Source organism: Pseudomonas sp. Q1 (genome assembly GCF_009935975.1).
Classification (GTDB): domain Bacteria; phylum Pseudomonadota; class Gammaproteobacteria; order Pseudomonadales; family Pseudomonadaceae; genus Aquipseudomonas; species Aquipseudomonas palleroniana.
In genome coordinates this window covers 48185-72869 of record NZ_QODI01000005.1, presented here as the reverse complement: position 1 = coordinate 72869, position 24685 = coordinate 48185, and the positions used below count along the sequence as shown (strand labels likewise).

Below are 24685 nucleotides of genomic sequence, written 5' to 3'. Positions count from 1 at the left end.
GTCAAAATGTGGGAGGGGCGGTGCGACGATTCGACTTGCTCCCGATAGCGCCCTCAAGGGCGCCGCATAAACGCCTGATGCATCTGATCCAGGGTTTCAAAATGCCAAGTCGGCTTCTCGGCATTCAGCTCTTCAAAACTGCCAAACCCATATCCTACCGCCGCCGAATCCAACCCATTGCTTCGTGCTGCGATCAGGTCATGCTTGCGATCCCCAATCATCAGGGTGGTGGCAGGGTCCAGCTGCTCTTCGTGCATCAAGTGCGCGATCAGCTCGACCTTGTTGGTGCGCGTACCATCCAGCTCGCTGCCGTAGATCACCTTGAAGTGCCTGGCAAAGTCGAAATGCCGCGCGATCTCGCGGGCAAATACCCACGGCTTGGAGGTCGCCACATATAGCTGGCGGCCTTGGTCGTTCAGCGCTTCAAGCAAGGGCATCACGCCGTCGAACACGCGGTTCTCATAGAGCCCGGTGACCTTGAAGCGCTCGCGGTAGAAGTTCACCGCTTCCCACGCCTTGGCTTCATCGAAACCGTAGTACTGCATGAACGCTTGCAGCAGCGGCGGGCCGATGAAGTGTTCCAGCTTGGTCAGGTCCGGCTCATCAATGCCGAGCTTGCCGAGGGCGTACTGGATCGAGCGGGTGATGCCCTCGCGCGGGTCGGTGAGGGTGCCATCCAGGTCGAACAGTACGGTGGGGTAATGCAAGGTCATTGATCGAATCCTTCGGCCAGGTGCAGGTCTTTGAGCTTCACGTAGTTCGCGGCGCTGTAGGTGAAAAAGGCGCGCTCCTTGTCAGTCAGTGCGCGAACCTGTTTAACCGGGCTGCCCACGTACAGAAAGCCGCTGTCGAGTTTCTTGCCCGGCGGCACCAGGCTGCCGGCACCAATGATCACGTCATCTTCGACCACGGCACCGTCCATGACGATGCTGCCCATGCCGATCAACACCCGGCTGCCTACGCTGCAGCCGTGCAGCATGACTTTATGGGCGACCGTCACGTCATCGCCGATCAGCAGTGGAAAACCGTCCGGGTTGAAGGGGCCGGCATGGGTGATGTGCAACACGCAGCCGTCCTGCACGCTGGTGCGCGCACCGATGCGGATACGGTGCATGTCGCCGCGAATCACGGTCAATGGCCATACCGAGCTGTCGGCGCCAATTTCGACATCGCCGATCACCACCGCCGAAACATCGACAAACGCCCCGGCGCCCAGGGTTGGCGTGTGGTTCTGATAGCTGCGAAGGGTCACGATAGCCTCTCTCTCTTTTGCTGATAGCTGCGGTGGGCATTGATTGTAATTAAGATGGCCCCATCTTTGTCTTATCCGTTTCCTCAGCCAAGGTGCCAACCGTGAGCGCGAACAACCCACTTCTGCAGTCCTACGACCTGCCGCCGTTCTCGGCGATCCGTGCCGAGCACGTCCAGCCGGCCATCGAACAGATCCTCGCCGACAACCGTGTCGCCATCGAAGGCATCCTGCAAAGCCAGGGTAAAAATCCGACATGGGCCGGGCTGGTCCTGGCGATGGACGAACTGAACGACCGCCTGGGCGCTGCCTGGAGCCCGGTCAGCCACCTCAACGCCGTGTGCAACAGCGCCGAACTGCGCGAAGCCTATGAGGCATGTCTGCCCGCGTTGAGCGCCTACTCCACTGAAATGGGCCAGAACCGCGCACTGTTCCAGGCTTTCGAAGCCTTGGCCAACAGCCCGGAAGCGGCCGGCTTCGATGTGGCGCAAAAAACTATCCTGGAACATGCCCTGCGTGACTTCCGCCTGTCGGGTATCGATTTGCCGCCTGAGCAGCAAAAACGTTACGCCGAAGTGCAGAGCAAGCTGTCGGAGCTGGGCAGCAAATTTTCCAATCAGTTGCTGGACGCCACCCAGGCCTGGACCAAGCATGTGATCGATGAGGCCCGCCTGGCTGGCCTGACCGACTCGGCCAAGGCACAAATGGCCGCTGCCGCCCAGGCCAAGGGGCTCGACGGTTGGCTGATCACCCTGGAGTTCCCGAGCTACTACGCGGTGATGACCTACGCCCAGGACCGCGCCCTGCGCGAAGAAGTCTACGCGGCCTATTGCACACGTGCGTCGGACCAAGGCCCGAATGCCGGTCAGAACGATAACGGGCCGGTGATGGAACAGATCCTCGACCTGCGTCAGGAGCTTGCTCAACTGCTGGGCTACGCCTCTTTCTCGGAACTGAGCCTGGCCACCAAGATGGCCGAGTCCAGTGACCAGGTGCTAAGTTTCTTGCGTGACCTGGCCAAGCGCAGCAAGCCGTTTGCCGCCCAGGACCTGCAACAGCTCAAGGCTTACGCCGCCGAACAAGGCTGCGCCGACTTGCAAAGCTGGGACAGCGGTTTCTACGGTGAAAAACTCCGAGAGCAGCGCTACAGCGTGTCCCAGGAGGCCCTGCGCGCCTACTTCCCGATCGACAAAGTGTTGAGCGGGTTGTTCGCCATTGTGCAGCGTCTGTACGGCATCGAGATCGCCGAGCAAAAAGGTTTCGATACTTGGCATCCGGACGTGCGTCTGTTTGAAATCAAGGAAAACGGCCAGCATGTCGGCCGCTTCTTCTTCGACCTGTACGCCCGCGCCAACAAGCGTGGCGGTGCCTGGATGGACGGCGCCCGCGACCGCCGCCGCACGATCGACGGCGTGCTGCAAAGCCCGGTGGCTAATCTGGTGTGCAATTTCACCCCGGCCGACAGCGGCAAGCCTGCGCTGCTGACCCACGACGAAGTGACCACCTTGTTCCACGAGTTCGGCCACGGCCTGCACCACCTGCTGACCCGCGTTGAGCATGCGGGCGTGTCCGGTATCAACGGTGTGGCCTGGGATGCGGTGGAGTTGCCGAGCCAGTTCATGGAGAACTGGTGCTGGGAGCCGGAAGGCCTGGCATTGATCTCCGGTCACTATGAAACCGGTGAGCCGCTGCCGCAGGACTTGCTGGAGAAAATGCTCGCGGCGAAGAACTTCCAGTCGGGCCTGATGATGGTGCGCCAGTTGGAATTCTCGCTGTTTGACTTCGAACTGCACGCCACTCACGGCGATGGCCGCACGGTCGCGCAGGTGCTCGAGGGCGTGCGTGATGAAGTTTCGGTGATGCGCCCGCCGGCCTACAACCGCTTCCCCAACAGCTTCGCGCATATCTTCGCGGGTGGTTACGCGGCGGGTTATTACAGCTACAAGTGGGCCGAAGTGCTGTCGGCGGATGCCTTCTCCAAATTCGAAGAAGACGGCGTGCTCAATCCCGAGACTGGCCGTGCCTTCCGTGAGGCGATCCTGGCCCGTGGCGGTTCCCAGGAACCGATGGTGCTGTTCGTCGATTTCCGCGGACGCGTGCCGTCGATTGACGCACTCTTGCGCCACAGCGGCCTGAGTGAGGACGCGGCAGCATGAGTGAAGGGCCTGTGATTACCAAAAAGCAATTTATCGCCGGGGCGGTCTGCCCGGCGTGCAGCGAGCCGGACAAGTTGAAGATGTGGACCGAGGACAGCGTGCCACATCGTGAATGCGTGGCCTGCGGCTATACCGATACGCTCAATGATCAAGGGCTGTCGGTGCCCAGGGAGTTGGGCACGCGGGTCAATACATCGGCGTTGAAAGCGCCTGACCCGAAGGTGCAGGCGGTACAGTTTTTTCCTAATCCGAAGCTGAAAAAAGACTAAAAAAAAGCGGGGCACCCAGTGCCTGATGCCTCTCAGTTAAGGATTAACGCGGTCCCTGTGGGAGGGGGCTTGCTCCCGATAGGCCGCGCAGCGGTCTCAAAAATGGGCCTGCTACGCAGTCCATCGGGAGCAAGCCCCCTCCCACAATTTATCCATCGCCCGCTTTATCGCTTAACTGAGAGGCATCAGGCACTGGATGCCCCGCTTTTTTTTGCGACTCAATGGCGTGTAGTCACAGCTTTTTCTCGTCGCTTGCCGAAGTGGTAATCCAGCTTTTCATCGAGCACAGGGCGAAGGCGCTGGTGCTGCAATCGCCATTGGCCAAGGCGGTGCGCAACTTGTCGATATCGGCTTTCATCATGTAGCGAACGCCGTCCTTGAAGCCATTGCTGGTGCCGAAGCCGCCCAGGGTCATTTCGTTCAGCGCATCTTCCTTGCTCCACCCCTGCACGACCACGCGATACATCGCTGCCATCAGGCCGGTGCGGTCAGAGCCGTGTTTGCAGTGCATCAACACCGGGCCGTTGGCCTGGGCCTGCTGAATGGCGCGCAGCGCCGCGAGCACGTCGGTGTCGTCGACATGGTTGGTGCGATAGGTCAGTTGAACCTGTTTGATATCCGTCGATTTCAGCCAGCTGGCGTCCGATTCCGGCAGGAAATTGATGACCGTGCCAATCTTGAGTTTTTCCAGCACAGGCACTGCACTGCTGTCCGGCAACGCGCTACGATAGAGTGTGGGCGTCATCTGGTGCAGGTTGAATTGGTCGCCCACGGGCTGTGCCCATTCCGGCGAGCGCGTCGACGGGGCGTCCTCGGCTTGAGCGTGAACGCTTGCGAACAGTGCCATGAACACCAGGCCGAAGGCGGGCAGCAATCGAATCTTGAACATGCGCTTTGTAACCGAATAGGGAAATGGCTGATGGGCCATAGATTCGCCTACAGGCGGTCAACAGGGCGTGAGGTCCTCGTCAAAGAATTGTGAACAGTCGGTACTGATCTGCTGTTTTTTTGCAGCTCAGTTGACTATTCCAAATCCTTAGGCTGCTATCATTTGTAACTATTGGTTGCCAGGATGTGTCATGCCTGGGAATCCATGCCTTCACGCTGCTCCCAGAAGTGGCGGACAAACCCGTGACCCCATGATGAGGTGCCCCCATGTCTGATCAAGATCAAGACAACCCGCGGCGCGACTTTTTGCGCAAATCCTTGACCTTGATCCCGGTGGTCACGGTTGCCAGCAGCAGCCTTGGCGGTTCAATGCTGATGGCCACGCCGGAGCCTGCCCAGGCGGCACCGGCCAAGGTGCCTGCGAGCGATAAAGCCTACGAGCCGAGTTATTTCACCGCTGAAGAATGGGCGTTTATCAACGCTGCCGTCGCCCGACTGATTCCCGCCGATGCCCAGGGCCCTGGCGCATTGGAAGCGGGGGCGCCGGAATATATCGACCGTCAGATGAACACGCCTTACGCCAGTGGCGCGCTGTGGTTCATGCAAGGCCCGTTCAATGCCGATGCAGCTCCCGAGATGGGCTGGCAGAGCAAATTGGTGCCCAAGGAGATCTATCGCCTGGGTATCGCCGCGACGGATGCATGGTCGAAAGCGTTCAACGGTAAAGTTTTTGCTGCGCAAGACAGCGCTACCCAGGATGACATGTTGCGTCGTCTTGAGGCGGGCGGCAGTGAAGTGAGTGCACATTTTGAAGCGGTGCCGGCGAAGATGTTCTTCAACCTGCTGCTGCAAAACACCAAGGAAGGCTTCTTTTGCGACCCGATCCACGGGGGCAACAAAGGCATGGTCGGCTGGACCATGATCGGCTTCCCCGGCGCCCGCGCCGATTTCATGGATTGGGTGGAACGCAACGAGCAATACCCCTTCCCGGCTGTTTCCATCCGCGGCGAGAGGGCATAAACGTGGCGACCATCATGAAGAAAGTGGATGCGGTGATCGTAGGCTTTGGCTGGACCGGCGCGATCATGGCCAAGGAGCTGACGGAGGCCGGCCTCAACGTGGTAGCGCTGGAGCGCGGCCCGATGCAGGACACTTACCCGGATGGCAACTATCCCCAGGTCATCGACGAACTGACCTACAGCGTGCGTAAAAAACTCTTTCAGGACATCTCCAAGGAGACGGTGACCATTCGCCACAGTGTGAATGATGTAGCCCTGCCTAACCGTCAGCTGGGTGCGTTCCTGCCGGGTAATGGCGTAGGTGGCGCGGGTTTGCACTGGTCGGGGGTGCATTTTCGCGTCGACCCGATCGAGCTGCGCATGCGCAGCCACTATGAAGAGCGCTACGGTAAGAACTTCATTCCCAAAGACATGACCATCCAGGACTTCGGCGTCAGCTATGAAGAACTGGAGCCGTTTTTCGACTACGCGGAAAAAGTCTTCGGCACCTCCGGCCAGGCCTGGACCGTCAAAGGCCAGTTGGTGGGTGAAGGCCGTGGCGGCAACCCGTATGCGCCGGACCGCTCCAACCCGTTCCCGTTGGAGGCGCAAAAAAATACCGTTTCCGCTCAGCTGTTTCAGAAAGCCGCTACCGAGGTCGGTTACAAGCCTTACAACCTGCCATCGGCCAATACGTCGGGGCCGTACACCAACCCCTACGGCGCGCAGATGGGGCCGTGCAACTTCTGCGGTTTCTGCAGCGGTTACGTGTGCTACATGTACTCCAAGGCCTCGCCGAACGTAAACATTCTGCCGGCTCTGCGCCAAGTGCCGAATTTCGAGCTGCGGCCCAATTCCCACGTGCTCAAGGTCAACCTCGACAGCACCGGGAAAAAAGCCACCGGCGTGAGCTACATCGACGCTCAAGGCCGGGAGTGCGAGCAGCCGGCGGATCTGGTGATCCTCGGTGCCTTCCAGTTCCATAACGTGCGCTTGATGCTGCTGTCGGGCATCGGCAAACCCTACGACCCGATTACCAATGAGGGCGTGGTGGGCAGGAACTTCGCCTACCAGAACATGGGCACCATCAAAGCCTTCTTCGACAAGGACACTCATACAAACAACTTCATCGGTGCGGGCGGCAATGGCGTGGCCATCGATGACTTCAACGCGGACAACTTCGACCATGGGCCACACGGCTTTGTGGGCGGCTCGCCGATGTGGGTCAACCAGGCGGGTAGCCGGCCGATTGCCGGTACCTCCAACCCACCGGGCACCCCGGCCTGGGGCAGTGCCTGGAAACGCGCCACTGCGGATTACTACACCCACCAGGTATCGATGGATGCCCACGGCGCTCATCAATCCTACCGGGGCAACTACCTGGACCTGGACCCGGTGTACCGCGATGCGTACGGCCAACCGCTGCTGCGGATGACGTTCGACTGGCAGGAAAACGACATCAAGATGAACCGATTCATGATCGAGAAGATGGGCAAGGTCGCCGAAGCGATGAACCCCAAAGCCATTGCCGTACTCGGTAAAAAGGTCGGGGAGCACTTCAACACGGCGTCCTACCAGACCACCCACCTCAACGGCGGCGCGATCATGGGCACCAACCCGAAGACCAGTGCGTTGAATCGCTATCTGCAGAGTTGGGATGTACACAACGTGTTTGTCCCGGGCGCTTCCGCATTCCCACAAGGCTTGGGCTACAACCCTACCGGCCTGGTGGCGGCGTTGACCTATTGGTCGGCGCGGGCGATCCGCGAGCAGTACCTGAAAAACCCCGGCCCGCTGGTACAGGCATAAGGAGCGATGAGCATGAAAGCATTCGTTATCGCCTCTCTGGCGGCCTCACTGGGTTTATTCAGCAGTTGCTCGGTCAGTGCGGCTGAAACCGATTTGATCAAACAGGGCGAATACCTGGCCCGCGCCGGCGACTGCGTGGCCTGTCACACCGCCAAGGGGGGCAAGCCCTTTGCCGGTGGCCTACCGATGGAAACCCCGATCGGCGTGATCTATTCCACCAACATCACGCCGGACAAGACGGGCCTGGGCGACTACAGCTTCGACGACTTCGACAAGGCCGTGCGCCATGGCGTCGCCAAGAACGGTAGTACGCTTTACCCGGCGATGCCCTACCCGTCTTATGCACGTGTCAGCGACAGCGACATGCATGCGTTGTACGCGTATTTCATGAAGGGTGTCGAGCCGGTCGCCCAAGTGAACAAGGACAGCGAGATTCCCTGGCCCTTGAGCATGCGCTGGCCCTTGGCGGCGTGGCGCTGGATGTTTGCCCCGGCTGTACAGGCGCAACCGGCCCAGGCTGCGGCCGACCCGGTGATCAGCCGTGGCGCTTACCTGGTAGAAGGCCTTGGCCATTGCGGCGCTTGCCATACACCGCGTGCCTTGACCATGCAGGAAAAAGCCCTGAGTGCCACTGAAGGCAACGCGTTCCTGTCCGGCAGTGCGCCACTGGAAGGCTGGATCGCGAAAAGCCTGCGTGGCGACCACAAGGACGGCCTTGGCAGTTGGAGCGAAGCGCAGCTGGTGCAATTCCTCAAGACCGGCCGCAGTGATCGCAGTGCCGTGTTTGGTGGCATGAGCGACGTTGTAGTCCACAGCATGCAGTACATGTCGGAAGATGACCTGACGGCGATCGCCCGTTACCTCAAGAGCCTGCCGGCGGTCGATCCGCAGGATCTGCCGCACCAGTACGACAAACAGGTGGCTGAGGCATTGTGGAAAGGTGATGACAGCAAGCCGGGCGCGTCGGTCTACATCGACAATTGCGCGGCCTGCCATCGCACGGACGGCCATGGTTATACGCGGGTGTTCCCGGCGTTGGCGGGTAACCCGGTACTGCAGACGACGGATGCCACGTCGTTGATCAACATCGTGTTGAATGGCGGTACCTTGCCGGCGACCCACACCGCACCGTCGACCTTCACCATGCCCGCTTTCGCCTGGCGTCTGTCGGACCAGGAAGTGGCGGATGTGGTCAGTTTCGTTCGCGGCAGCTGGGGTAACAAGGGGGCCCCCGTGAAGGCCAGCGATGTGGCCGACCTGCGCAAGAGTGATATGCGCACGACCTCCGGCGATGACCTTGGGCAAGTGACGAACAAGCACTGATCCGCACTGGCCGCCAAACGGCACTGGTCAGAAACCTTGCGCCTCGATACTGTATATAAAAACAGTATCGAGGCGTTTTCATGTCTACTGCGCTGCCGCCCCGTGGCCGGGGCACGGCCACCAACCTGCACAACCGCTTTGCGCCTACCGTCAGCGTGGCCGAGGACGACGGCTGGTTTCAGGAGGTCCCGCCGACCCAAGGCACCGAAGTGCGTATCGAAACGGCCAAGTCCATCATCACCCGCAACAACTCGCCGGATTTGCCGTTTGATCGTTCGATCAACCCCTATCGCGGCTGCGAGCATGGCTGTATCTACTGCTATGCACGGCCCAGTCATGCCTATTGGGACATGTCGCCAGGGCTGGATTTCGAAACCCGGCTGATCGCCAAGACCAATGCCGCCGATGTGCTGGAGCAACAGTTGTCCAAGCCCGGCTATGTCTGCGCGCCGATCAACCTTGGGTCCAACACCGACCCGTACCAGCCTGTCGAACGTGAGTACAAGATCACCCGGCAAACTCTCGAAGTACTCCTGCGCTACCGGCACCCGGTGACGATCATCACCAAAGGCTCGCTGATATTGCGCGACCTTGACCTGCTGGCCGAGCTGGCCCGCCAGCGCCTGGTGGCGGTGATGATCAGCCTCACCAGCCTGGACGACGAACTCAAGCGCATCCTGGAGCCGCGTACGGCGGCGCCCAAGGCGCGGTTGCGGGCGATTCGGGTGATGCGTGAGGCGGGCATCCCGGTTGGGGTGCTGTGTTCGCCGATGATTCCCATGATCAACGACAGCGAACTCGAAAGCCTGCTCACTGAAGCTCACGCGGCCGGCGCGCAAAGCGCGGCGTACATGATGCTGCGCCTGCCGCTGGAAGTGGCGCCGCTGTTCGAAGAGTGGCTGGCGGCGCATTACCCGCAGCGTGCGGCCCATGTGATGAGCCTGGTGCGCCAGGTGCGGGGTGGCGAGGTGTACGACAGCCGTTTCGGCGTGCGCATGCGCGGCGAAGGCCCGTTTGCCGATTTGCTGGCGCAGCGCTTCAGCAAGGCGATCAAGCGGCTGGGGCTGAACCGTCGGGAAGGCTTCAACCTGGACTGCACAGCGTTCTGCCCACCGGGCAGACAAATGGCATTGCTGTAAACTGCCTAGGAATGTCGCACTGTTTATGTAGGAATAGTCGCGTTTTGATATCACTGAAACCCGCGATCTAGAGCGGTTCATTCAGTTTGAGTTAAGTTTCGATGGTTACCTTGTTCCGCGAGTGACTGATAAGTCTGCGTCGCCGCTGTAGGAATTTTACTGGCTGGCGTCGATCTGACCTGAATACTCCCCCTGCATTAATCAAGAGGATGAATCATGAGTGACAAGGATAAACAGCCGTTGGCTGCGTCGGCTTCAGCCCCTCAGGTGGCGGAATCCGCCGATGCAGCGCTAAAGCATATCGTTGACGGCTTTTTGCATTTCCATCACGACGTCTTCCCGCAGCAGGAAGAGCTTTTCAAGAAACTCGCCACGGCCCAGAGCCCACGAGCGATGTTCATTACCTGCGCCGACTCGCGCATCGTGCCCGAACTGATCACCCAGAGCTCCCCTGGCGACCTGTTCGTGACCCGTAACGTCGGCAACGTAGTGCCGCCCTACGGCCAGATGAACGGGGGTGTTTCCACCGCGATCGAGTACGCGGTACTCGCCCTGGGTGTGCAGCACATCATCGTGTGTGGGCATTCCGATTGCGGCGCCATGCGTGCGGTACTCAACCCGCACACGCTGGAAAAGATGCCGACGGTCAAAGCCTGGTTGCGTCATGCCGAGGTCGCCAAGACCATGGTCCATGACAACTGCGACTGCGCCACTGAAGGCGAGAGCATGAAGTTGGTGACCGAAGAAAACGTCATCGCCCAACTGCAACATTTGCGCACCCACCCGTCCGTGGCTTCGCGCATGGCCAATGGTCACTTGTTCATCCATGGCTGGATCTACAACATCGAGACCAGCGAAATCCGGGCCTACGATGCGGAAACAGCGGCATTTCGACCGTTGAACGGCACCGAGCCGATTCCTTCCGCGACGCCTAAAGCGCGCTTCTAAAACACTTCCCTGCCGGGTAGAGCGGTGGCTGCCATGGATGCAGCCAGGCTTTGCCGCGCCCGGCGAATGCCTCGGGAGAGTCATCATGCGTGCTGCTCAATTGAAAGCTGTACTGCCACGGGAGCTGCTGGCTTCCGTGGTTGTGTTTCTGGTTGCCCTGCCCCTGTGCATGGGCATTGCGATCGCTTCCGGCATGCCGCCGGCCAAGGGTCTGATCACCGGGATCATCGGTGGCCTGGTGGTGGGTTGGTTGGCGGGATCGCCATTGCAGGTCAGTGGCCCGGCGGCGGGGTTGGCGGTGTTGGTGTTTGAACTGGTACGCCAGCACGGCATGTTGATGTTGGGGCCGATCTTGCTGCTGGCGGGGTTTCTGCAACTGGTGGCGGGTCGCTTGCGCCTGGGTTGCTGGTTCCGCGTGACGGCGCCGGCAGTGGTGTACGGCATGTTGGCGGGGATCGGCGTACTGATCGTGCTGTCGCAGATTCACGTGATGCTCGACGGCGCGCCCCAGCCCTCGGGGCTGGCGAACCTGGCGGGCTTTCCGGCTGCGCTGGGCGAGGCGATGCCGACCCTTGGCGGTGGCCTTGGTTGGCAGGCCGGCCTGCTCGGCTTGTCGACGATGTTGGTGATGTATGGGTGGGATAAATTGCGCCCGCAAAGCCTGCGTTTCGTTCCCGGCGCCCTATTGGGTGTGGGGCTGACGACCGTTGTCAGCCTGGTGCTGGCCTTGCAGGTCAAGCGCGTGCAAGTGCCGGAAAACCTTGCCGATGCCATCGACTGGCTGCGTCCCAGCGATCTGCTGAACCTGGCCGATCCACAGTTGTTGATCGCCGCGTTTGCTGTGGCGTTTATTGCCAGCGCAGAGACCTTGCTCTCTGCAGCGGCGGTCGATCGGATGCACAGCGGCCAGCGCTCCGATTTCGATAAGGAGTTGTCGGCTCAAGGCGTGGGCAACATGCTGTGTGGCCTGGTCGGCGCGTTGCCGATGACGGGTGTGATCGTACGCAGTTCGGCCAACGTGCAAGCCGGCGCCACCACCCGCATGTCGGCCATGTTCCACGGTTTGTGGCTGTTGGCTTTCGTCTTGCTGCTGTCGAGCGTACTGCAAAGTATTCCGGTGGCGAGTCTGGCGGGTGTGTTGGTGTATACCGGGATCAAACTGGTGGACATCAAGGCGTTCAAGGCGCTGGGACGCTATGGGCGCATGCCGATGTTCACCTATGCCGCGACGGCGTTGGCGATCATCTTCACCGATCTGCTGACGGGCGTGCTGGTGGGCTTCGGGCTCACGTTGGTGAAGCTGGCGTTCAAGGCGTCACGCTTGAAGGTGAGCCTGATCGACCTGCCGCAAGAGGGCGAGATGGAGTTGCGCCTGACGGGTGCGGCGACCTTCTTGAAGGTGCCGGTACTGACCCAGGTGCTGTCGACAGTGCCGGCGGGGACTACCGTGCATGTGCCGCTGAACAACCTGAGTTATATCGACCATTCCTGCCTGGAGTTGCTGGAGGAATGGGGCCGGGCGAATGCGGCCAAGGGGTCGACGCTGGTGATCGAGGCGCGTGGGTTGAAACGACGTTTGGAAGGTAGGGTGCGTACCACCGTGGGGATCGGGTCGGCGCCTTCTACTACCTGATTCAGCCGGAAACTGTGGGAGGGGGCTTGCTCCCGATAGCGGTGCACCAGTCCAGATATCTTTGGCTGATACATCGCAATCGGGGGTAAGCCCCCTCCCACACTTGATCTTTGCAGGCCGGAAAATTCAGGCAGGCTGATCCAGCGACAACTCAACCCCCAACTGCCGCGACAGGCACGGCCAGCGTTTCCACGCCGCTTCCGTATCCGGGCTCTTGAGTGTCTCGCGATAGGCCTCTACCGACTCCAGCGCAAAGTTCTCTTCGTTGAGCATTTCATCCACCGCCAGATGCACCGCCTCATCCAGCTGATTGGCGAATTGCTCGCCGATCAATTGGTGAGCAATCAAATTGGCCACGGTGGTATCGGTTGGAATCAGCGGTTGGCCGAAGTGCTTGATATACAGATCGTTGACCTCCTCCACCAGGCGATGGGCCAGGTAGGCTTCATCCAGCAGGCCGTCGAGGCCCTCGTGCCCTGCCAGTATTGCAGGGGGCTGCAGGAAGAAGTGCTCGGCGATCTTCAGCACCGGCTTGATCTGGCTTTCAATGCCGGCTTCGCGAGCCACGTCATTGGCGGCTTCCAGCAAATCGGGAACGAGGTCGATGTAGGCCGTCACGAAGCGAGTCATGACAATGTTGCGATCGCCGTCAGTCAGGGCGATGGCCGAATGCAGGTGCGGCAATTGTTTTTCCAGCTGCTGGGCAAGCTGGCCCGTAGTGGCTTCGTGTTGATGGGCACGGGAAATCTGCTCGCGCAATGCGGCGGTGTTCATGAAAACTCCAGTGAAACAGGCGTAGGAAAAGGGAGAGGATAAGGTAGCTCGTTTATACGAGCACCTAAGATGCATTTGTCATAATTATTTCATGGTTATGCACAGCGGTTATATCGAATTGCCATTTCGCGTCGGATAAACGTTTGCGCCCCCTGTTTTATTAGCTCCGCCCGTCGATTTTTGTTGATTTGCCCCTACACATTGCGGGGTTGCAGGTGCTGTCTATACTCGGATTTGTACGCAATTAGCTGATGACGCCCAACTGCATGAAGCAGGCAAGGCTTGGCGGTTGTAAGCAGTATGGAAGCCGCTCCCTTCGCCGCAGGTGCAAACCGGCGGGATAACAAGAAACATAAAGGGGAACCCGCAATGACGCGACATCCACATGTTTGGATGGGCCTCCTGTTGTGGTCGGTATTCGGCCAGGCGCACGCCGCCTGGACAACGAATATGGCGCCAGGGGCGACTGAAGTCAGTCACGCCGTGTTCGACCTGCACATGACCATTTTCTGGATCTGTGTGGTGATCGGCATCGTCGTGTTTGGCGCGATGTTCTGGTCGATGATCCTGCACCGTCGCTCTACCGGCCAGGTGGCGGCGAAGTTCCACGAGAGTACGACCGTGGAGATTCTCTGGACCGTGGTGCCCTTTCTGATCCTGGTGGCCATGGCCATTCCGGCGACCAAGACCCTGATCAACATCTATGACAGCAGTGAGTCGGATATCGATATCCAGGTCACCGGCTATCAGTGGAAGTGGCACTACAAATACCTGGGCCAGGATGTGGAGTTCTTCAGCAACCTGGCCACGCCCGCCGAGCAGATTCATAACCAGGCCACCAAGGGCGAGCATTACCTGTTGGAAGTCGATCAGCCGCTGGTGCTGCCAGTGGGGGCCAAGGTGCGCTTTCTGGTGACGGCTGCCGACGTGATCCACTCCTGGTGGGTGCCGGCCTTTGCGGTCAAGCGCGATGCCATCCCCGGCTTCGTCAACGAGGCCTGGACCCGTATCGAGAAGCCCGGCATCTACCGTGGCCAGTGCGCTGAGCTGTGCGGCAAGGACCACGGCTTCATGCCGATCGTGGTCGATGTCAAATCCAAGGCCGACTACGACACCTGGCTTGGCGAACGCAAAGCAGAAGCGGCCAAACTGCAGGAACTGACCTCCAAAGAGTGGACGCTCGACGAACTGGTGGCCCGTGGCGACAAGATCTACCACACCACTTGCGTAGCCTGTCACCAGGCCGAAGGCCAGGGCTTGCCGCCGATGTTCCCGGCACTCAAAGGCTCGCCGATCGCCACCGGGCCGAAGGAAGACCACCTGCACCGCGTCTACTTCGGCAAGCCCGGTACCGCCATGGCTGCGTTTGGCAAGCAGCTGTCGGAAGTGGATATCGCCGCCGTGGTGACCTACGAACGCAACGCCTGGGGCAATAACAAAGGCGACATGGTCACGCCCAAAGATGTGCTGGCTCTGAAACAGGCGCAAAGCCAATGACTGCCCTCACTGCGTATGCCTTGAACCCATCCGCCCACTCGCGTGCAGGAGAACGGCCATGAGCACTGTGATCGACCATGGTCATACCGACCATGCCCACGGCCCCGCCAAGGGGCTGATGCGCTGGGTGCTGACCACCAACCACAAAGACATCGGCACCTTGTACCTGTGGTTCGCCTTCACCATGTTCCTGCTCGGCGGCTCGTTCGCCATGGTGATCCGTGCCGAGTTGTTCCAGCCGGGCCTGCAGATTGTGCAACCGGCGTTCTTCAATCAGATGACCACCATGCATGGCTTGATCATGGTGTTCGGCGCGGTGATGCCGGCCTTCGTCGGCCTGGCCAACTGGATGATCCCGCTGATGATCGGCGCGCCGGACATGGCCCTGCCGCGCATGAACAACTTCAGCTTCTGGCTGCTGCCGGCGGCGTTCCTGCTGCTGGTCTCGACGCTGTTCACCCCGGGCGGCGGGCCGAACTTCGGCTGGACCTTCTACGCCCCGCTCTCCACCACCTACGCGCCGGAAAGCGTGACGTTCTTCATTTTTGCCATCCACCTGATGGGCGTCAGTTCGATCATGGGCGCGATCAACGTGGTCGCCACCATCCTCAACCTGCGCGCGCCGGGCATGACGCTGATGAAGATGCCGCTGTTCGTGTGGACCTGGCTGATCACGGCGTTCCTGTTGATCGCGGTGATGCCGGTACTGGCCGGTTGCGTGACCATGATGCTGATGGACATCCACTTCGGCACCAGCTTCTTCAGCGCCGCTGGTGGTGGTGATCCGGTGTTGTTCCAGCATGTGTTCTGGTTCTTCGGCCACCCCGAGGTGTACATCATGATCCTGCCGGCCTTTGGCGCCGTCAGCTCGATCATCCCGACCTTCTCGCGCAAGCCGCTGTTCGGCTACACCTCGATGGTGTACGCCACGGCGAGCATTGCGTTCCTGTCATTCATCGTGTGGGCGCACCACATGTTCGTGGTCGGCATTCCGTTGGTGGGCGAGTTGTTCTTCATGTACGCCACGCTGCTGATCGCCGTGCCGACGGGGGTGAAGGTGTTCAACTGGGTCAGCACCATGTGGCAAGGCTCGCTGACCTTCGAGACGCCGATGCTGTTCGCCGTGGCCTTCGTGATTCTATTCACCATCGGCGGTTTCTCCGGGCTGATGCTGGCAATCGCTCCGGCGGATTTCCAGTACCACGACACCTACTTTGTGGTGGCCCACTTCCATTACGTACTGGTGCCTGGGGCGATCTTCGGCATCTTCGCCTCGGCCTATTACTGGCTGCCGAAATGGACCGGCCACATGTATGACGAAACCCTGGGCAAGCTGCACTTCTGGCTGTCCTTCGTGGGCATGAACATGGCGTTTTTCCCGATGCACTTCGTCGGGCTGGCCGGCATGCCGCGCCGGGTGCCGGACTACAACCTGCAGTTCGCCGATTTCAACATGGTGTCGTCCATCGGTGCATTCATGTTTGGCGCCACGCAGATCTTCTTCCTGTTCATCGTGATCAAGTGCATCCGCGGCGGCCCCCCTGCGCCGGCCAAGCCGTGGGAAGGCGCCGAGGGCCTGGAGTGGAGTATCCCCTCACCCGCGCCGTACCACACCTTCACCACGCCGCCGGAGGTCAAATGAACACCCGTCTGTGTTGCGACCCAGCTCCCTGTGGGAGGGGGCTTGCTCCCGATGGCGGTGTGCCAGTCGACACTATTATTTGCAGTGATACCGCTATCGGGAGCAACTCGTCTCCCACATTGGGTGTGCACCATGCTTGAGTCAGTACCAATCAAGCGCCTCGTCACGCGACTGCTGATCCTGGTGGTGGCGATGTTCGCTTTCGGCTTCGCCCTGGTGCCGATTTACGACGTGATGTGCAAGGCGTTCGGCATCAACGGCAAGACCGCCGGGCAGTACGAGGGCGAGCAGGTGGTCGATCCGACGCGCCAAGTGCGCGTGCAGTTCTTGTCCACCAACGCGATCGATATGGTCTGGGAGTTTCACTCCAAGGCTGACGAGGTGGTGGTCAACCCTGGAGCGGTCACCGAGATGCTGTTCGTGGCCTACAACCCCACCGACAAAGCCATGACCGCCCAGGCGGTGCCGAGCATTTCGCCGGCCGAAGCGGCGATGTATTTCCATAAGACCGAATGCTTTTGCTTTACCCAGCAGGTGCTCCAGCCAGGTGAGCGTATCGAGATGCCGGTGCGCTTCATCGTCGACCGGGCGATGCCCAAGGATGTAAAGCATCTGACCCTGGCGTACACGCTGTTTGACATCACTGCGCGCCAGCCGCCGGTGGCCGTCCGCAGCGGCGGCTAGCTACTGTTTGCCCCCTCAATCAGGAGAGCGAATACATGTCGTCTCATGATACGTACTACGTACCAGCGCAAAGCAAATGGCCCATAATTGCCACGTTTGGCATGTTGACCACGGTGTACGGCCTGGGCGTGTGGTTCAACGACCTGAAGGCGGCGCGCCCGGAATCCCACGGGCCGTGGATCTTTTTCGTCGGTGGCCTGCTGCTGGCCTACATGCTGTTCGGCTGGTTCGGCGCGGTGATCAAGGAAAGTCGCGCCGGTTTGTACAGCCCGCAGATGGACCGTTCGTTTCGCTGGGGCATGACCTGGTTCATCTTCTCCGAGGTGATGTTCTTCATCGCGTTCTTCGGTGCGCTGTTTTATGTACGCCACATGTCCGGCCCATGGCTGGGCGGTGAAGGTCATAAAGGCATCGCGCACATGTTGTGGCCGAATTTCGAATTCACCTGGCCGCTGCTCAACAACCCGGACCCGAAACTCTTCCCGCCGCCGGAAGGCACCATCAGTCCGTGGGGCTTGCCGCTGGTGAACACGATCTTGCTGGTCAGCTCCAGCGTGACCATCACCATTGCCCATCACGCGTTGCGTAAAGGTCATCGTGGTGCGCTGAAATTGTGGCTGGCGCTCACCGTGCTACTGGGTTGGGCGTTCCTGGGCTTCCAGGCCGAGGAGTACATGCATGCCTATAAGGAGCTGGGCCTGACCCTGGGTTCGGGGGTGTATGGAGCAACTTTCTTCATGCTCACAGGCTTTCATGGCGCTCACGTGACCATCGGCACGCTGATTCTGTTTGTGATGCTGATGCGCATCTTGCGTGGGCATTTCAATGCTGAGCACCAGTTCGGCTTCGAGGCGGCCAGTTGGTATTGGCATTTCGTGGATGTGGTGTGGATCGGCCTTTTTTTCTTCGTTTATGTGCTGTGAGGTGCCTTACCACGGTGCATGAGAAACCAGCTGGCCGCTGAAAAAGCCCCAGGCGATCAAGCCCACGGTGATTGCGGCCAGGACGACACGCACGGTCAGCGCAGTGACGAGGCGGTTGGAGTGGCCCTCGTCCTTGACCAGAAAGAACAAGCCACTGAATAGGCTCACGACAGTCGCTATCAGCATCAGGGCAATGGCGGCTTTGAGCATGGTCTGGCTCCAGGGCGTTTATAGGGAGGGGCGATGAAAACCAGTATAGCCAGTGCCATCGCGCGCTTTCGCCCCGGTATCGCTCCCACGTTGGTGGTGCTGGTGTTGCTGCCGTTGATGGTGGGCCTGGGGTTCTGGCAGTTGGCTCGCGGCCATGAAAAACAGCTGCTGGTGGACCGGTATGCCGAGCGGCGTGTGGCCGATCCGATCAGCGGCGTGCAACTTGGTGATATGGCCGATCCCGCTTTCCACCGTTTTCGCTTGCGTGGTCAGCTCGACGGCGAACATAGCGTGCTGCTCGACAACCGCATGCGTGACGGCCGTGCGGGGGTGGAACTGCTGCAGCCGTTTCACGACCAAGCCAGCGGCCTGTGGTTGCTGCTCAATCGTGGTTGGCTGCCCTGGCCGGATCGGCGCACGCCGCCGGTCTTCACGACACCTGAACACCCTGTGAATCTGGACGCCTGGGTATACGTCGCCCCTGGCGAAACCTTTCAGTTGCAGGCCGACCCGGCAACCCGGCGATGGCCGCGCCTGCTCACCGCCCTGCACCCCGCCGCGTTGTGGGCCGAGTTGGGCCGTAGCGGGTTCGCCTACGAGCTGCGCGCCGAGCCCGGCCCTGGTACGTACGACACCACCTGGGCGGTGGTCGCCATGGGCCCGGAAAAACACTTGGGATACGCCGTGCAGTGGTTCGCCATGGCACTGGCGTTGCTGGCGCTTTACCTCTACCTCGGATGGCACAACAAGAAGGAGAAGTCCCATGGGAGCGGCCATGAATCCACCCAGCATGTCTGAGGCCCCTGCCCGGCGCAAAGGCCGCTGGCAGCTGATGTTGATCCTGATGATGGTCATCGGGCCAATGGTGCTGGCCACCTTCATGTACAAGTTGCAGTTCTGGGTGCCGGACAGTCGCAGCTACCACGGTGAAATGATCGGCAACGGCCAGACCCGCGCCGACATCGGCGTGCAGGCGGATGAAGAGCGCTGGCAACTGCTGGTCACCGCGCCCGCCCCCTGCGCCGACGATTGCCGGCAACTGGTTTACCTGGCGCGCCAGCTGCAAATCAGCCTGGGCCGCGATGCTTCCCGGGCCAGCCACGCACTGGCCAGTGCCCAGCCGGTGAGCGCTGAGTACGAGGCCAGACTCAAGGCCGAGTACCCGCAACTGCAGCGCTACGCGCTGGACCTGTCGACCTTCACCAAAGATGCTGCCGCACCGGGTGAGGCGCAACTGTGGATCGTCGATCCCCACGGCAACCTGGTGTTGCGCTACGACGCCAAGGTCAAGGGCAAGGACCTGCTCAACGACCTGCGCCTGCTGCTGAAACTGTCGAACATCGGATAAGGGCATCGTCATGGCCAAACCTGGATTTCGCCTCGCGTTGTTTGCCACCTTGCTGGCGCTGCTGGTCGTGCTGTTGGGTGCCTACACCCGCCTGACCCACGCCGGCCTGGGTTGCCCGGACTGGCCCGGTTGCTACGGCTTTATCAGCGTGCCCAAGACCGAAGCCCAGTTGGCCCATGCCGAGCTGCATTTTCCCGACACGCCGGTGGAGGCGGACAAAGGCTGGGCCGAAATGACTCATCGCTACTTTGCCGGCACCTTGGGCGTGCTGATCGTGCTGTTGGCGGCGCGTTCGTGGAGCCATCGGCGTGACCCCGGCCAGCCGGTAAAATTGCCGCTGTTCTTGCTGACGGTGGTGTTCGCCCAAGCGGCATTCGGTATGTGGACAGTGACATTGAAGCTGTGGCCGCAGGTGGTCACCGGCCATCTGCTGGGCGGCTTTGCGACCCTGAGCCTGCTGTTCCTGCTGACCCTGCGCTTGTCCGGCGTGTTGCCCGCGTTGATCGTGCCCAAGCGCCTGCAATATTGGGCAACGGCAGGGTTGGTGCTGGTGATAGGGCAGATCGCGCTGGGCGGCTGGGTCAGTTCCAACTATGCGGCGGTGGCCTGTATCGACCTGCCGACGTGCCACGGCCAGTGGTGGCCGGCGGCGGACTTTGCCAATGGTTTTCACCTGACCCAGCACATCGGCCCCAACTACCTGGGCGGGCAGCTTGATAGCGATGCGCGCACGGCCATCCACCTGACCCACCGTATCGGCGCGGTTATCGTCGCGGTGGTGTTATTCGGTCTGGCCTGGCAGTTGCGCGCCGTGGGCATGACCCGGCTGGCGGGCTTGCTGCTGATCGCCCTGGCGGCGCAAATCGGCCTGGGCCTGAGCAACGTGTATTTCCATCTGCCGCTGCCGGTGGCCGTCGCGCATAACGCAGGGGGCGCGGCGTTGTTGCTGACGCTGGTGCTGGTCAATTACCACTCGCGTACCAGCCTGGTTCAGGTGCGCAATCAGTTGCCGTTCGGTTGGCGCTTCATTGCGCGCAAACAGGTGTCGGGCCTCATTACGCTCAAGGGAGAAATGCCATGGCGGCCTTGATCGGCGCACGTCACGATAAGGCGATCTGGCGTGACTACCTGGAGCTGACCAAGCCTAAGGTAGTGGTGCTGATGCTCATCACGTCTCTGGTGGGCATGTTCCTCGCCACCCGGGCGGGTGTGCCATGGACGGTGCTGGTGTTCGGTAACCTGGGCATTGCACTGTGTGCCGGTGGCGCGGCGGCGGTCAACCATGTGGTTGATCGACGGATCGATGCGGTGATGGCGCGCACCCATAAAAGGCCATTAGCCGAGGGGCGGGTCTCTCCAGTGGCCGCGTTGGCCTTTGCATTGTTTCTGGCGGTTGCTGGCCTGGTTCTGTTGCTGGTGTTTACCAACCCACTGGCGGCGTGGCTGACGTTGGCCTCGTTGCTCGGTTACGCGGTGATCTACACCGGTTTTCTCAAGCGTGCGACCCCGCAAAACATTGTTATCGGCGGCCTGGCCGGTGCAGCTCCGCCGCTGCTGGGCTGGGTTGCCGTCACCGGGCACGTCAGCGCCGAACCGTTGTTGCTGGTGTTGATTATCTTCGCCTGGACCCCGCCACACTTCTGGGCCCTGGCCATTCACCGCAAGGAGGAATACGCCAAGGCCGATATCCCGATGCTGCCGGTTACCCACGGCGAGCATTACACCAAGGTGCATATCTTGCTCTATACCTTTGCCTTGCTGGCGGTGAGCTTGATGCCGTTTGTGATTCATATGAGCGGCCTGCTGTACCTGGCCTGTGCGCTGGTATTGGGCGGGCGCTTTCTGCAATGGGCCTGGGTGCTGTACCGTGGCAGCAAGCCGCACGCGGCGATCAGCACCTTCAAGTACTCTATCGGGTACCTGTTTTTGCTGTTTATCGCCCTGCTCGTAGACCACTACTTACTGTTGAACCTATGACCCGAACTCAAAAAACCGTGTTTATCCTGGTGGCCATCGTCGCGTTGATCATGGGCCTGACCGTCAATAAAGTGCTTTCGGGCAAGGGGCAGGGCGATCCTACCGCGCTGATCGACGCCGGCATCATCTTGCTGCCCCAGAGTCGCCAGTTGCCGCCGGTGACCATGACCAATCAGGACGGCCAGCCCGTGCTGGTCAACGAATTGAAAGGCAAGTGGAGCCTGCTGTTCTTCGGCTACACCTTCTGCCCGGACATCTGCCCGACGACCCTTGCGCAGCTGCGTCAGATCAAGAGCGAACTGCCCAAGGAGGCGCTGGACAAGCTGCAGGTGATCCTGGTCAGTGTCGATCCGAACCGCGATACGCCGACCCAGCTCAAACAGTACCTGGGCTATTTCGACCCGCAGTTCCAAGGCCTGACCGGCGCGAATGTCGAGGAGGTGCAGAAGGTCTCGAATGCCGTGAGCATTCCGTTCATTCCGGCTGATACCAGCAAGCCGAACTACACCGTCGACCACAGCGGCAACCTGGCGCTGATCGGGCCGGATGGAACGCAGCGTGGGTTTATTCGCGCGCCGTTGAACAACCAGAAGCTGGTGGCGCAGTTGCCGGTTTTGCTACAGCGCAAATGAAGCGGGACGCAGAGCGTCCCGGGCTGCTTTCCCACGCGGAGCGTGGGAACGATCACTAGGTTGGATCAGAACGCCGGCAGAATCGCGCCCTTGTACTTCTCCAGAATGAACGCTTTCACTTCAGGCGTGTGCAGGGCTGCCACCAGCTTCTTCACCGCATCCGAGTCCTTGTTGTCTTCACGGGTCACCAGGATGTTCACGTAAGGCGAGTCGTTGCCTTCGATCACCAGCGCATCCTTGGAAGGGTCCAGCTTGGCTTCCAGGGCGTAGTTGGTGTTGATCAGCGCCAGGTCGACCTGGGTCAGCACGCGCGGCAAGGTGGCGGCTTCCAGTTCGCGGAATTTCAGGTGCTTGGGGTTGGCGGTGATGTCCTTGATGGTCGACAGGATGTTGGCCGGGTCCTTCAGGGTGATCAGGTTGTGCTTGGCCAGCAGCAACAGTGCGCGGCCGCCGTTGGTGGCGTCGTTCGGGATTACCACGTTGGCACCGTCCGGCAGGTCTTCCAGCTTTTTGTGCTTGCTGGAGTAGGCGCCCAGGGGTTCCAGGTGCACCGCGCCGACGCTCACCAGGTGAGTGCCCTTGGCCTTGTTGAACTCGTCCAGGTACGGCTGGTGCTGGAAGAAGTTGGCATCCAGGCGCTTTTCAGCCACTTGTACGTTCGGCTGTACATAGTCGGTGAAGACCTTGACGTTCAGGTCCACGCCTTCCTTGGCCAGGGCCGGCTTCACGAATTCGAGGATCTCTGCGTGTGGCACCGGCGATGCGGCGACCGTGAGGGTCTCGGCAGCATGGGCGGAAAACGCGGCAACGGCGGCGAAAGCAACCAGTAGTTTTTTCATCCAGCAAGCTCCTTGTTCGGGCATGTGCCGGCAGGGCCGGCAATGGCCGTTATTTTCGAGAAAAGTGCACCACCAGCTTGTCGCCGACGGTTTGCAGAATTTGCACCAGGATCAACAGCAGCACCACGGTGACCACCATCACATCGGTCTGGAAACGCTGGTAGCCGAAGCGGATCGCCAGGTCACCCAAACCACCGGCGCCGACCACACCGGCCATGGCGGTGTAGGAAACCAGTGTAATTGCTGTCACCGTAATCGCCGCGAAAATGCCGGGGCGTGCTTCGGGCAGCAACGCGTTGGTGATGATCTGGCGTGTGCTGGCGCCCATGGATTGGGTGGCTTCGATGATGCCGCGGTCCACTTCACGCAAGGCGGTTTCCACCAGGCGTGCGAAGAACGGCGTAGCGCCTACTACCAGTGGCGGAATCGCGCCGGCCACACCCAGCGAAGTGCCGGTGATCAGGACCGTGAACGGGATCATCACGATCAGCAGGATGATGAACGGCAACGAGCGCAGGATGTTCACGATCAACGACAGCAACGCGTACAGGCCCTTCTGTTCGAACAGTTGGCGCGGGCTGCACAGGAACAGCAGCACGCCCAGCGGCAGGCCGAGCAGTACGGTGAAGAACAGCGAGCCGAAGAGCATGGTCATGGTGTCGCCGGTGGCGAGCCAGATTTCGGACCAGTCGATATTGGCGAAGAAACTCAACAGGACTTCCATTAGCGCAGAACCTCCATGTGGACGTCTGCCGCAGTAAAGCGGGCGAAAGCGGCTTCCATGTCCCCGCCGGTAACGGCGAGGGTCAGTTGGCCATAGGGAATATCTTTGATGCGGTCGATACGACCGGCAAGGATGCTGTAGTCCACACCGGTTTCACGAGCGACGGTGCCCAGCAGCGGCGCGTAGGTCGCTTCGCCCTGGAACGTCAGGCGAATGATTCGACCCGGTACATGGGCAAAGTCATCCCGTTGCTCGCTTTCATCGATCTGATCGGCTTCCTGCACGAAACGCTTGGTGGTCGGGTGCTGAGGGTGCAGGAACACTTCGGCGACCGAGCCTTGCTCGACGATCACACCGGCGTCCATCACGGCCACCTGGTCGCAGACGCGGCGGATCACGTCCATTTCATGGGTGATCAGCACGATGGTCAGCTTCAGCTCGCGGTTGATCTCGGCCAGCAGTTGCAGCACCGAAGCGGTGGTCTGTGGGTCGAGGGCACTGGTGGCTTCGTCGCACAGCAGGATTTTCGGTTTGGTCGCCAAGGCACGGGCGATGCCGACGCGTTGCTTCTGGCCGCCGGACAACTGCGCCGGGTACTTCCTGGCGTGGTCCGACAGGCCGACGCGGGCGAGCAGTTCGGCCACGCGCAGGTCGATGTCCTTGCGTGACAATTCGCCGGCCAGGGTCAGCGGCAGCGCCACGTTGTCGGCGACGGTCTTGGAGGCCAGCAGGTTGAAGTGTTGGAAGATCATCCCGACTTGCTGGCGGAAACGACGCAGGCCGTTGGCATCCAGGGCGGTGACTTCTTCACCGTCGACAGTAATTTGGCCGCCGCTGGGTTGCTCCAGGCGGTTGATCAGGCGCAGCAGTGTGCTTTTACCCGCCCCGGAGTGGCCAATCAGGCCGAATACCTGGCCGTTTTCGACGCGCAGGCTGGTGGGGTGCAGGGCGGGGATTTCCTTACCGGCGACGCGGTAGGTTTTATGGACGTTATGAAACTCGATCACGTAGCGAACCTTGTGG

At 60.6% G+C, this 24685-nt stretch carries 25 protein-coding genes; 17 read left to right on the top strand and 8 right to left on the bottom strand.

Translation table 11 applies throughout. The annotated features are described in order from the left end of the window. Positions 1–53: 53 nt before the first annotated feature. Both DK870_RS09455 and DK870_RS09450 read right to left on the bottom strand, forming a co-directional pair. Entirely contained in the window at positions 54–713 is a 660-nt protein-coding gene (locus DK870_RS09455) for an HAD family hydrolase (RefSeq protein ID WP_161548506.1), read from the bottom strand. Continuing rightward, positions 710–1252 (bottom strand): gamma carbonic anhydrase family protein, encoded by a 543-nt coding sequence (locus DK870_RS09450; RefSeq protein WP_060756523.1) that lies wholly within the window; start codon positions 1250–1252, stop codon positions 710–712. Before DK870_RS09450 ends, DK870_RS09455 begins: the two co-directional genes overlap by 4 nt. Before the next feature lie 101 nt (positions 1253–1353). Between DK870_RS09450 and prlC the strand changes: the two genes are divergently transcribed. Beyond that, positions 1354–3405, top strand: a complete 2052-nt coding sequence (gene prlC, locus DK870_RS09445; protein ID WP_104995101.1) for an oligopeptidase A — start codon at positions 1354–1356, stop codon at positions 3403–3405. Further along, on the top strand, positions 3402–3674 hold the full coding sequence (locus DK870_RS09440) for a YheV family putative zinc ribbon protein (protein ID WP_060756521.1): 273 nt from the start codon (positions 3402–3404) through the stop codon (positions 3672–3674). The genes prlC and DK870_RS09440 overlap by 4 nt, the downstream gene beginning before the upstream one ends. A gap of 232 nt (positions 3675–3906) precedes the next feature. Here DK870_RS09440 and DK870_RS09435 read toward each other — a convergent pair whose 3' ends face one another. Then, positions 3907–4563: a dual specificity protein phosphatase family protein gene (locus tag DK870_RS09435; RefSeq protein ID WP_104995102.1), complete on the bottom strand. Its 657-nt coding sequence runs from the start codon at positions 4561–4563 to the stop codon at positions 3907–3909. A 266-nt stretch (positions 4564–4829) separates the two neighbouring features. On the opposite strand from DK870_RS09435, the gene DK870_RS09430 reads away from it, so the two are divergent. The 6 genes from DK870_RS09430 (at position 4830) to DK870_RS09405 (ending at position 12412) form a co-directional block, all read left to right on the top strand. Then, positions 4830–5582, top strand: a complete 753-nt coding sequence (locus DK870_RS09430) for a gluconate 2-dehydrogenase subunit 3 family protein (RefSeq protein WP_161548505.1) — start codon at positions 4830–4832, stop codon at positions 5580–5582. A 2-nt stretch (positions 5583–5584) separates the two neighbouring features. Then, the gene (locus DK870_RS09425; RefSeq protein ID WP_060756518.1) at positions 5585–7369 is read left to right on the top strand and encodes a GMC family oxidoreductase; all 1785 of its coding nucleotides are present in this window, start codon (positions 5585–5587) and stop codon (positions 7367–7369) included. Positions 7370–7381: 12 nt separating this feature from the next. After that, positions 7382–8692: a cytochrome c gene (locus DK870_RS09420; RefSeq protein ID WP_161548504.1), complete on the top strand. Its 1311-nt coding sequence runs from the start codon at positions 7382–7384 to the stop codon at positions 8690–8692. Positions 8693–8772: 80 nt separating this feature from the next. Beyond that, positions 8773–9831 carry a PA0069 family radical SAM protein gene (locus tag DK870_RS09415; RefSeq protein ID WP_060756516.1) on the top strand — a complete coding sequence of 353 codons (1059 nt, stop codon included), beginning with the start codon at positions 8773–8775 and terminating at the stop codon, positions 9829–9831. Between the two features lie 216 nt (positions 9832–10047). Then, the gene (locus DK870_RS09410) at positions 10048–10779 is read left to right on the top strand and encodes a carbonic anhydrase (protein ID WP_060756515.1); all 732 of its coding nucleotides are present in this window, start codon (positions 10048–10050) and stop codon (positions 10777–10779) included. Between the two features lie 85 nt (positions 10780–10864). Next, positions 10865–12412, top strand: coding sequence for a SulP family inorganic anion transporter (locus DK870_RS09405; protein WP_104995105.1), 1548 nt, complete (start codon positions 10865–10867; stop codon positions 12410–12412). 126 nt (positions 12413–12538) lie between these two features. On the opposite strand, the gene DK870_RS09400 is transcribed toward DK870_RS09405, so the two are convergent. Further along, positions 12539–13186, bottom strand: coding sequence for a hypothetical protein (locus DK870_RS09400; RefSeq protein WP_060756513.1), 648 nt, complete (start codon positions 13184–13186; stop codon positions 12539–12541). A gap of 369 nt (positions 13187–13555) precedes the next feature. On the opposite strand from DK870_RS09400, the gene coxB reads away from it, so the two are divergent. The 4 genes from coxB (at position 13556) to DK870_RS09380 (ending at position 17932) form a co-directional block, all read left to right on the top strand. Then, positions 13556–14683 (top strand): cytochrome c oxidase subunit II, encoded by a 1128-nt coding sequence (coxB, locus tag DK870_RS09395; RefSeq protein WP_060756512.1) that lies wholly within the window; start codon positions 13556–13558, stop codon positions 14681–14683. 58 nt (positions 14684–14741) lie between these two features. Continuing rightward, a complete protein-coding gene (ctaD, locus tag DK870_RS09390) occupies positions 14742–16325 on the top strand; it encodes a cytochrome c oxidase subunit I (RefSeq protein WP_060756511.1) in 1584 nt (527 codons plus the stop codon). Positions 16326–16457: 132 nt separating this feature from the next. After that, positions 16458–17009, top strand: coding sequence for a cytochrome c oxidase assembly protein (locus DK870_RS09385; protein ID WP_060756510.1), 552 nt, complete (start codon positions 16458–16460; stop codon positions 17007–17009). A gap of 35 nt (positions 17010–17044) precedes the next feature. Beyond that, the gene (locus tag DK870_RS09380) at positions 17045–17932 is read left to right on the top strand and encodes a cytochrome c oxidase subunit 3 (RefSeq protein WP_060756509.1); all 888 of its coding nucleotides are present in this window, start codon (positions 17045–17047) and stop codon (positions 17930–17932) included. A 6-nt stretch (positions 17933–17938) separates the two neighbouring features. Here DK870_RS09380 and DK870_RS09375 read toward each other — a convergent pair whose 3' ends face one another. Then, the gene (locus DK870_RS09375; RefSeq protein ID WP_060756508.1) at positions 17939–18142 is read right to left on the bottom strand and encodes a twin transmembrane helix small protein; all 204 of its coding nucleotides are present in this window, start codon (positions 18140–18142) and stop codon (positions 17939–17941) included. Between the two features lie 33 nt (positions 18143–18175). Between DK870_RS09375 and DK870_RS09370 the strand changes: the two genes are divergently transcribed. From DK870_RS09370 to DK870_RS09350, 5 genes are read left to right on the top strand one after another with little or no spacing between them, the layout of a single operon-like run. Further along, a complete protein-coding gene (locus DK870_RS09370; protein ID WP_104996190.1) occupies positions 18176–18940 on the top strand; it encodes an SURF1 family protein in 765 nt (254 codons plus the stop codon). Further along, positions 18906–19490, top strand: coding sequence for a hypothetical protein (locus DK870_RS09365; RefSeq protein ID WP_060756506.1), 585 nt, complete (start codon positions 18906–18908; stop codon positions 19488–19490). Before DK870_RS09370 ends, DK870_RS09365 begins: the two co-directional genes overlap by 35 nt. A gap of 10 nt (positions 19491–19500) precedes the next feature. After that, positions 19501–20580, top strand: a complete 1080-nt coding sequence (locus DK870_RS09360) for a heme A synthase (RefSeq protein ID WP_161548503.1) — start codon at positions 19501–19503, stop codon at positions 20578–20580. Further along, positions 20568–21467 carry a heme o synthase gene (cyoE, locus tag DK870_RS09355; RefSeq protein WP_161548502.1) on the top strand — a complete coding sequence of 300 codons (900 nt, stop codon included), beginning with the start codon at positions 20568–20570 and terminating at the stop codon, positions 21465–21467. Before DK870_RS09360 ends, cyoE begins: the two co-directional genes overlap by 13 nt. Further along, on the top strand, positions 21464–22099 hold the full coding sequence (locus DK870_RS09350; protein WP_090367723.1) for an SCO family protein: 636 nt from the start codon (positions 21464–21466) through the stop codon (positions 22097–22099). Before cyoE ends, DK870_RS09350 begins: the two co-directional genes overlap by 4 nt. A gap of 65 nt (positions 22100–22164) precedes the next feature. Here DK870_RS09350 and DK870_RS09345 read toward each other — a convergent pair whose 3' ends face one another. From DK870_RS09345 to DK870_RS09335, 3 genes are read right to left on the bottom strand one after another with little or no spacing between them, the layout of a single operon-like run. Further along, positions 22165–22938 (bottom strand): MetQ/NlpA family ABC transporter substrate-binding protein, encoded by a 774-nt coding sequence (locus DK870_RS09345; protein ID WP_161548501.1) that lies wholly within the window; start codon positions 22936–22938, stop codon positions 22165–22167. Between the two features lie 49 nt (positions 22939–22987). Next, the gene (locus DK870_RS09340; protein ID WP_060756501.1) at positions 22988–23662 is read right to left on the bottom strand and encodes a methionine ABC transporter permease; all 675 of its coding nucleotides are present in this window, start codon (positions 23660–23662) and stop codon (positions 22988–22990) included. Further along, positions 23662–24669, bottom strand: coding sequence for a methionine ABC transporter ATP-binding protein (locus tag DK870_RS09335; RefSeq protein ID WP_161548500.1), 1008 nt, complete (start codon positions 24667–24669; stop codon positions 23662–23664). Before DK870_RS09335 ends, DK870_RS09340 begins: the two co-directional genes overlap by 1 nt. Positions 24670–24685 lie beyond the last annotated feature (16 nt).

Excerpts from the sequence above, each read along its gene's own strand:
- DK870_RS09455 (WP_161548506.1), bottom strand. The coding sequence starts at position 713 with ATGACCTTGCATTACCCCACCGTACTGTTCGACCTGGATGGCACCCTC.
- DK870_RS09440 (WP_060756521.1), top strand. The coding sequence starts at position 3,402 with ATGAGTGAAGGGCCTGTGATTACCAAAAAGCAATTTATCGCCGGGGCG.
- DK870_RS09435 (WP_104995102.1), bottom strand. The coding sequence starts at position 4,563 with ATGTTCAAGATTCGATTGCTGCCCGCCTTCGGCCTGGTGTTCATGGCA.
- DK870_RS09430 (WP_161548505.1), top strand. The coding sequence starts at position 4,830 with ATGTCTGATCAAGATCAAGACAACCCGCGGCGCGACTTTTTGCGCAAA.
- DK870_RS09420 (WP_161548504.1), top strand. The coding sequence starts at position 7,382 with ATGAAAGCATTCGTTATCGCCTCTCTGGCGGCCTCACTGGGTTTATTC.
- DK870_RS09415 (WP_060756516.1), top strand. The coding sequence starts at position 8,773 with ATGTCTACTGCGCTGCCGCCCCGTGGCCGGGGCACGGCCACCAACCTG.
- DK870_RS09410 (WP_060756515.1), top strand. The coding sequence starts at position 10,048 with ATGAGTGACAAGGATAAACAGCCGTTGGCTGCGTCGGCTTCAGCCCCT.
- DK870_RS09405 (WP_104995105.1), top strand. The coding sequence starts at position 10,865 with ATGCGTGCTGCTCAATTGAAAGCTGTACTGCCACGGGAGCTGCTGGCT.
- DK870_RS09400 (WP_060756513.1), bottom strand. The coding sequence starts at position 13,186 with ATGAACACCGCCGCATTGCGCGAGCAGATTTCCCGTGCCCATCAACAC.
- coxB (WP_060756512.1), top strand. The coding sequence starts at position 13,556 with ATGACGCGACATCCACATGTTTGGATGGGCCTCCTGTTGTGGTCGGTA.
- ctaD (WP_060756511.1), top strand. The coding sequence starts at position 14,742 with ATGAGCACTGTGATCGACCATGGTCATACCGACCATGCCCACGGCCCC.
- DK870_RS09385 (WP_060756510.1), top strand. The coding sequence starts at position 16,458 with ATGCTTGAGTCAGTACCAATCAAGCGCCTCGTCACGCGACTGCTGATC.
- DK870_RS09380 (WP_060756509.1), top strand. The coding sequence starts at position 17,045 with ATGTCGTCTCATGATACGTACTACGTACCAGCGCAAAGCAAATGGCCC.
- DK870_RS09375 (WP_060756508.1), bottom strand. The coding sequence starts at position 18,142 with ATGCTCAAAGCCGCCATTGCCCTGATGCTGATAGCGACTGTCGTGAGC.
- DK870_RS09370 (WP_104996190.1), top strand. The coding sequence starts at position 18,176 with ATGAAAACCAGTATAGCCAGTGCCATCGCGCGCTTTCGCCCCGGTATC.
- DK870_RS09365 (WP_060756506.1), top strand. The coding sequence starts at position 18,906 with ATGGGAGCGGCCATGAATCCACCCAGCATGTCTGAGGCCCCTGCCCGG.
- DK870_RS09360 (WP_161548503.1), top strand. The coding sequence starts at position 19,501 with ATGGCCAAACCTGGATTTCGCCTCGCGTTGTTTGCCACCTTGCTGGCG.
- cyoE (WP_161548502.1), top strand. The coding sequence starts at position 20,568 with ATGGCGGCCTTGATCGGCGCACGTCACGATAAGGCGATCTGGCGTGAC.
- DK870_RS09350 (WP_090367723.1), top strand. The coding sequence starts at position 21,464 with ATGACCCGAACTCAAAAAACCGTGTTTATCCTGGTGGCCATCGTCGCG.
- DK870_RS09345 (WP_161548501.1), bottom strand. The coding sequence starts at position 22,938 with ATGAAAAAACTACTGGTTGCTTTCGCCGCCGTTGCCGCGTTTTCCGCC.
- DK870_RS09340 (WP_060756501.1), bottom strand. The coding sequence starts at position 23,662 with ATGGAAGTCCTGTTGAGTTTCTTCGCCAATATCGACTGGTCCGAAATC.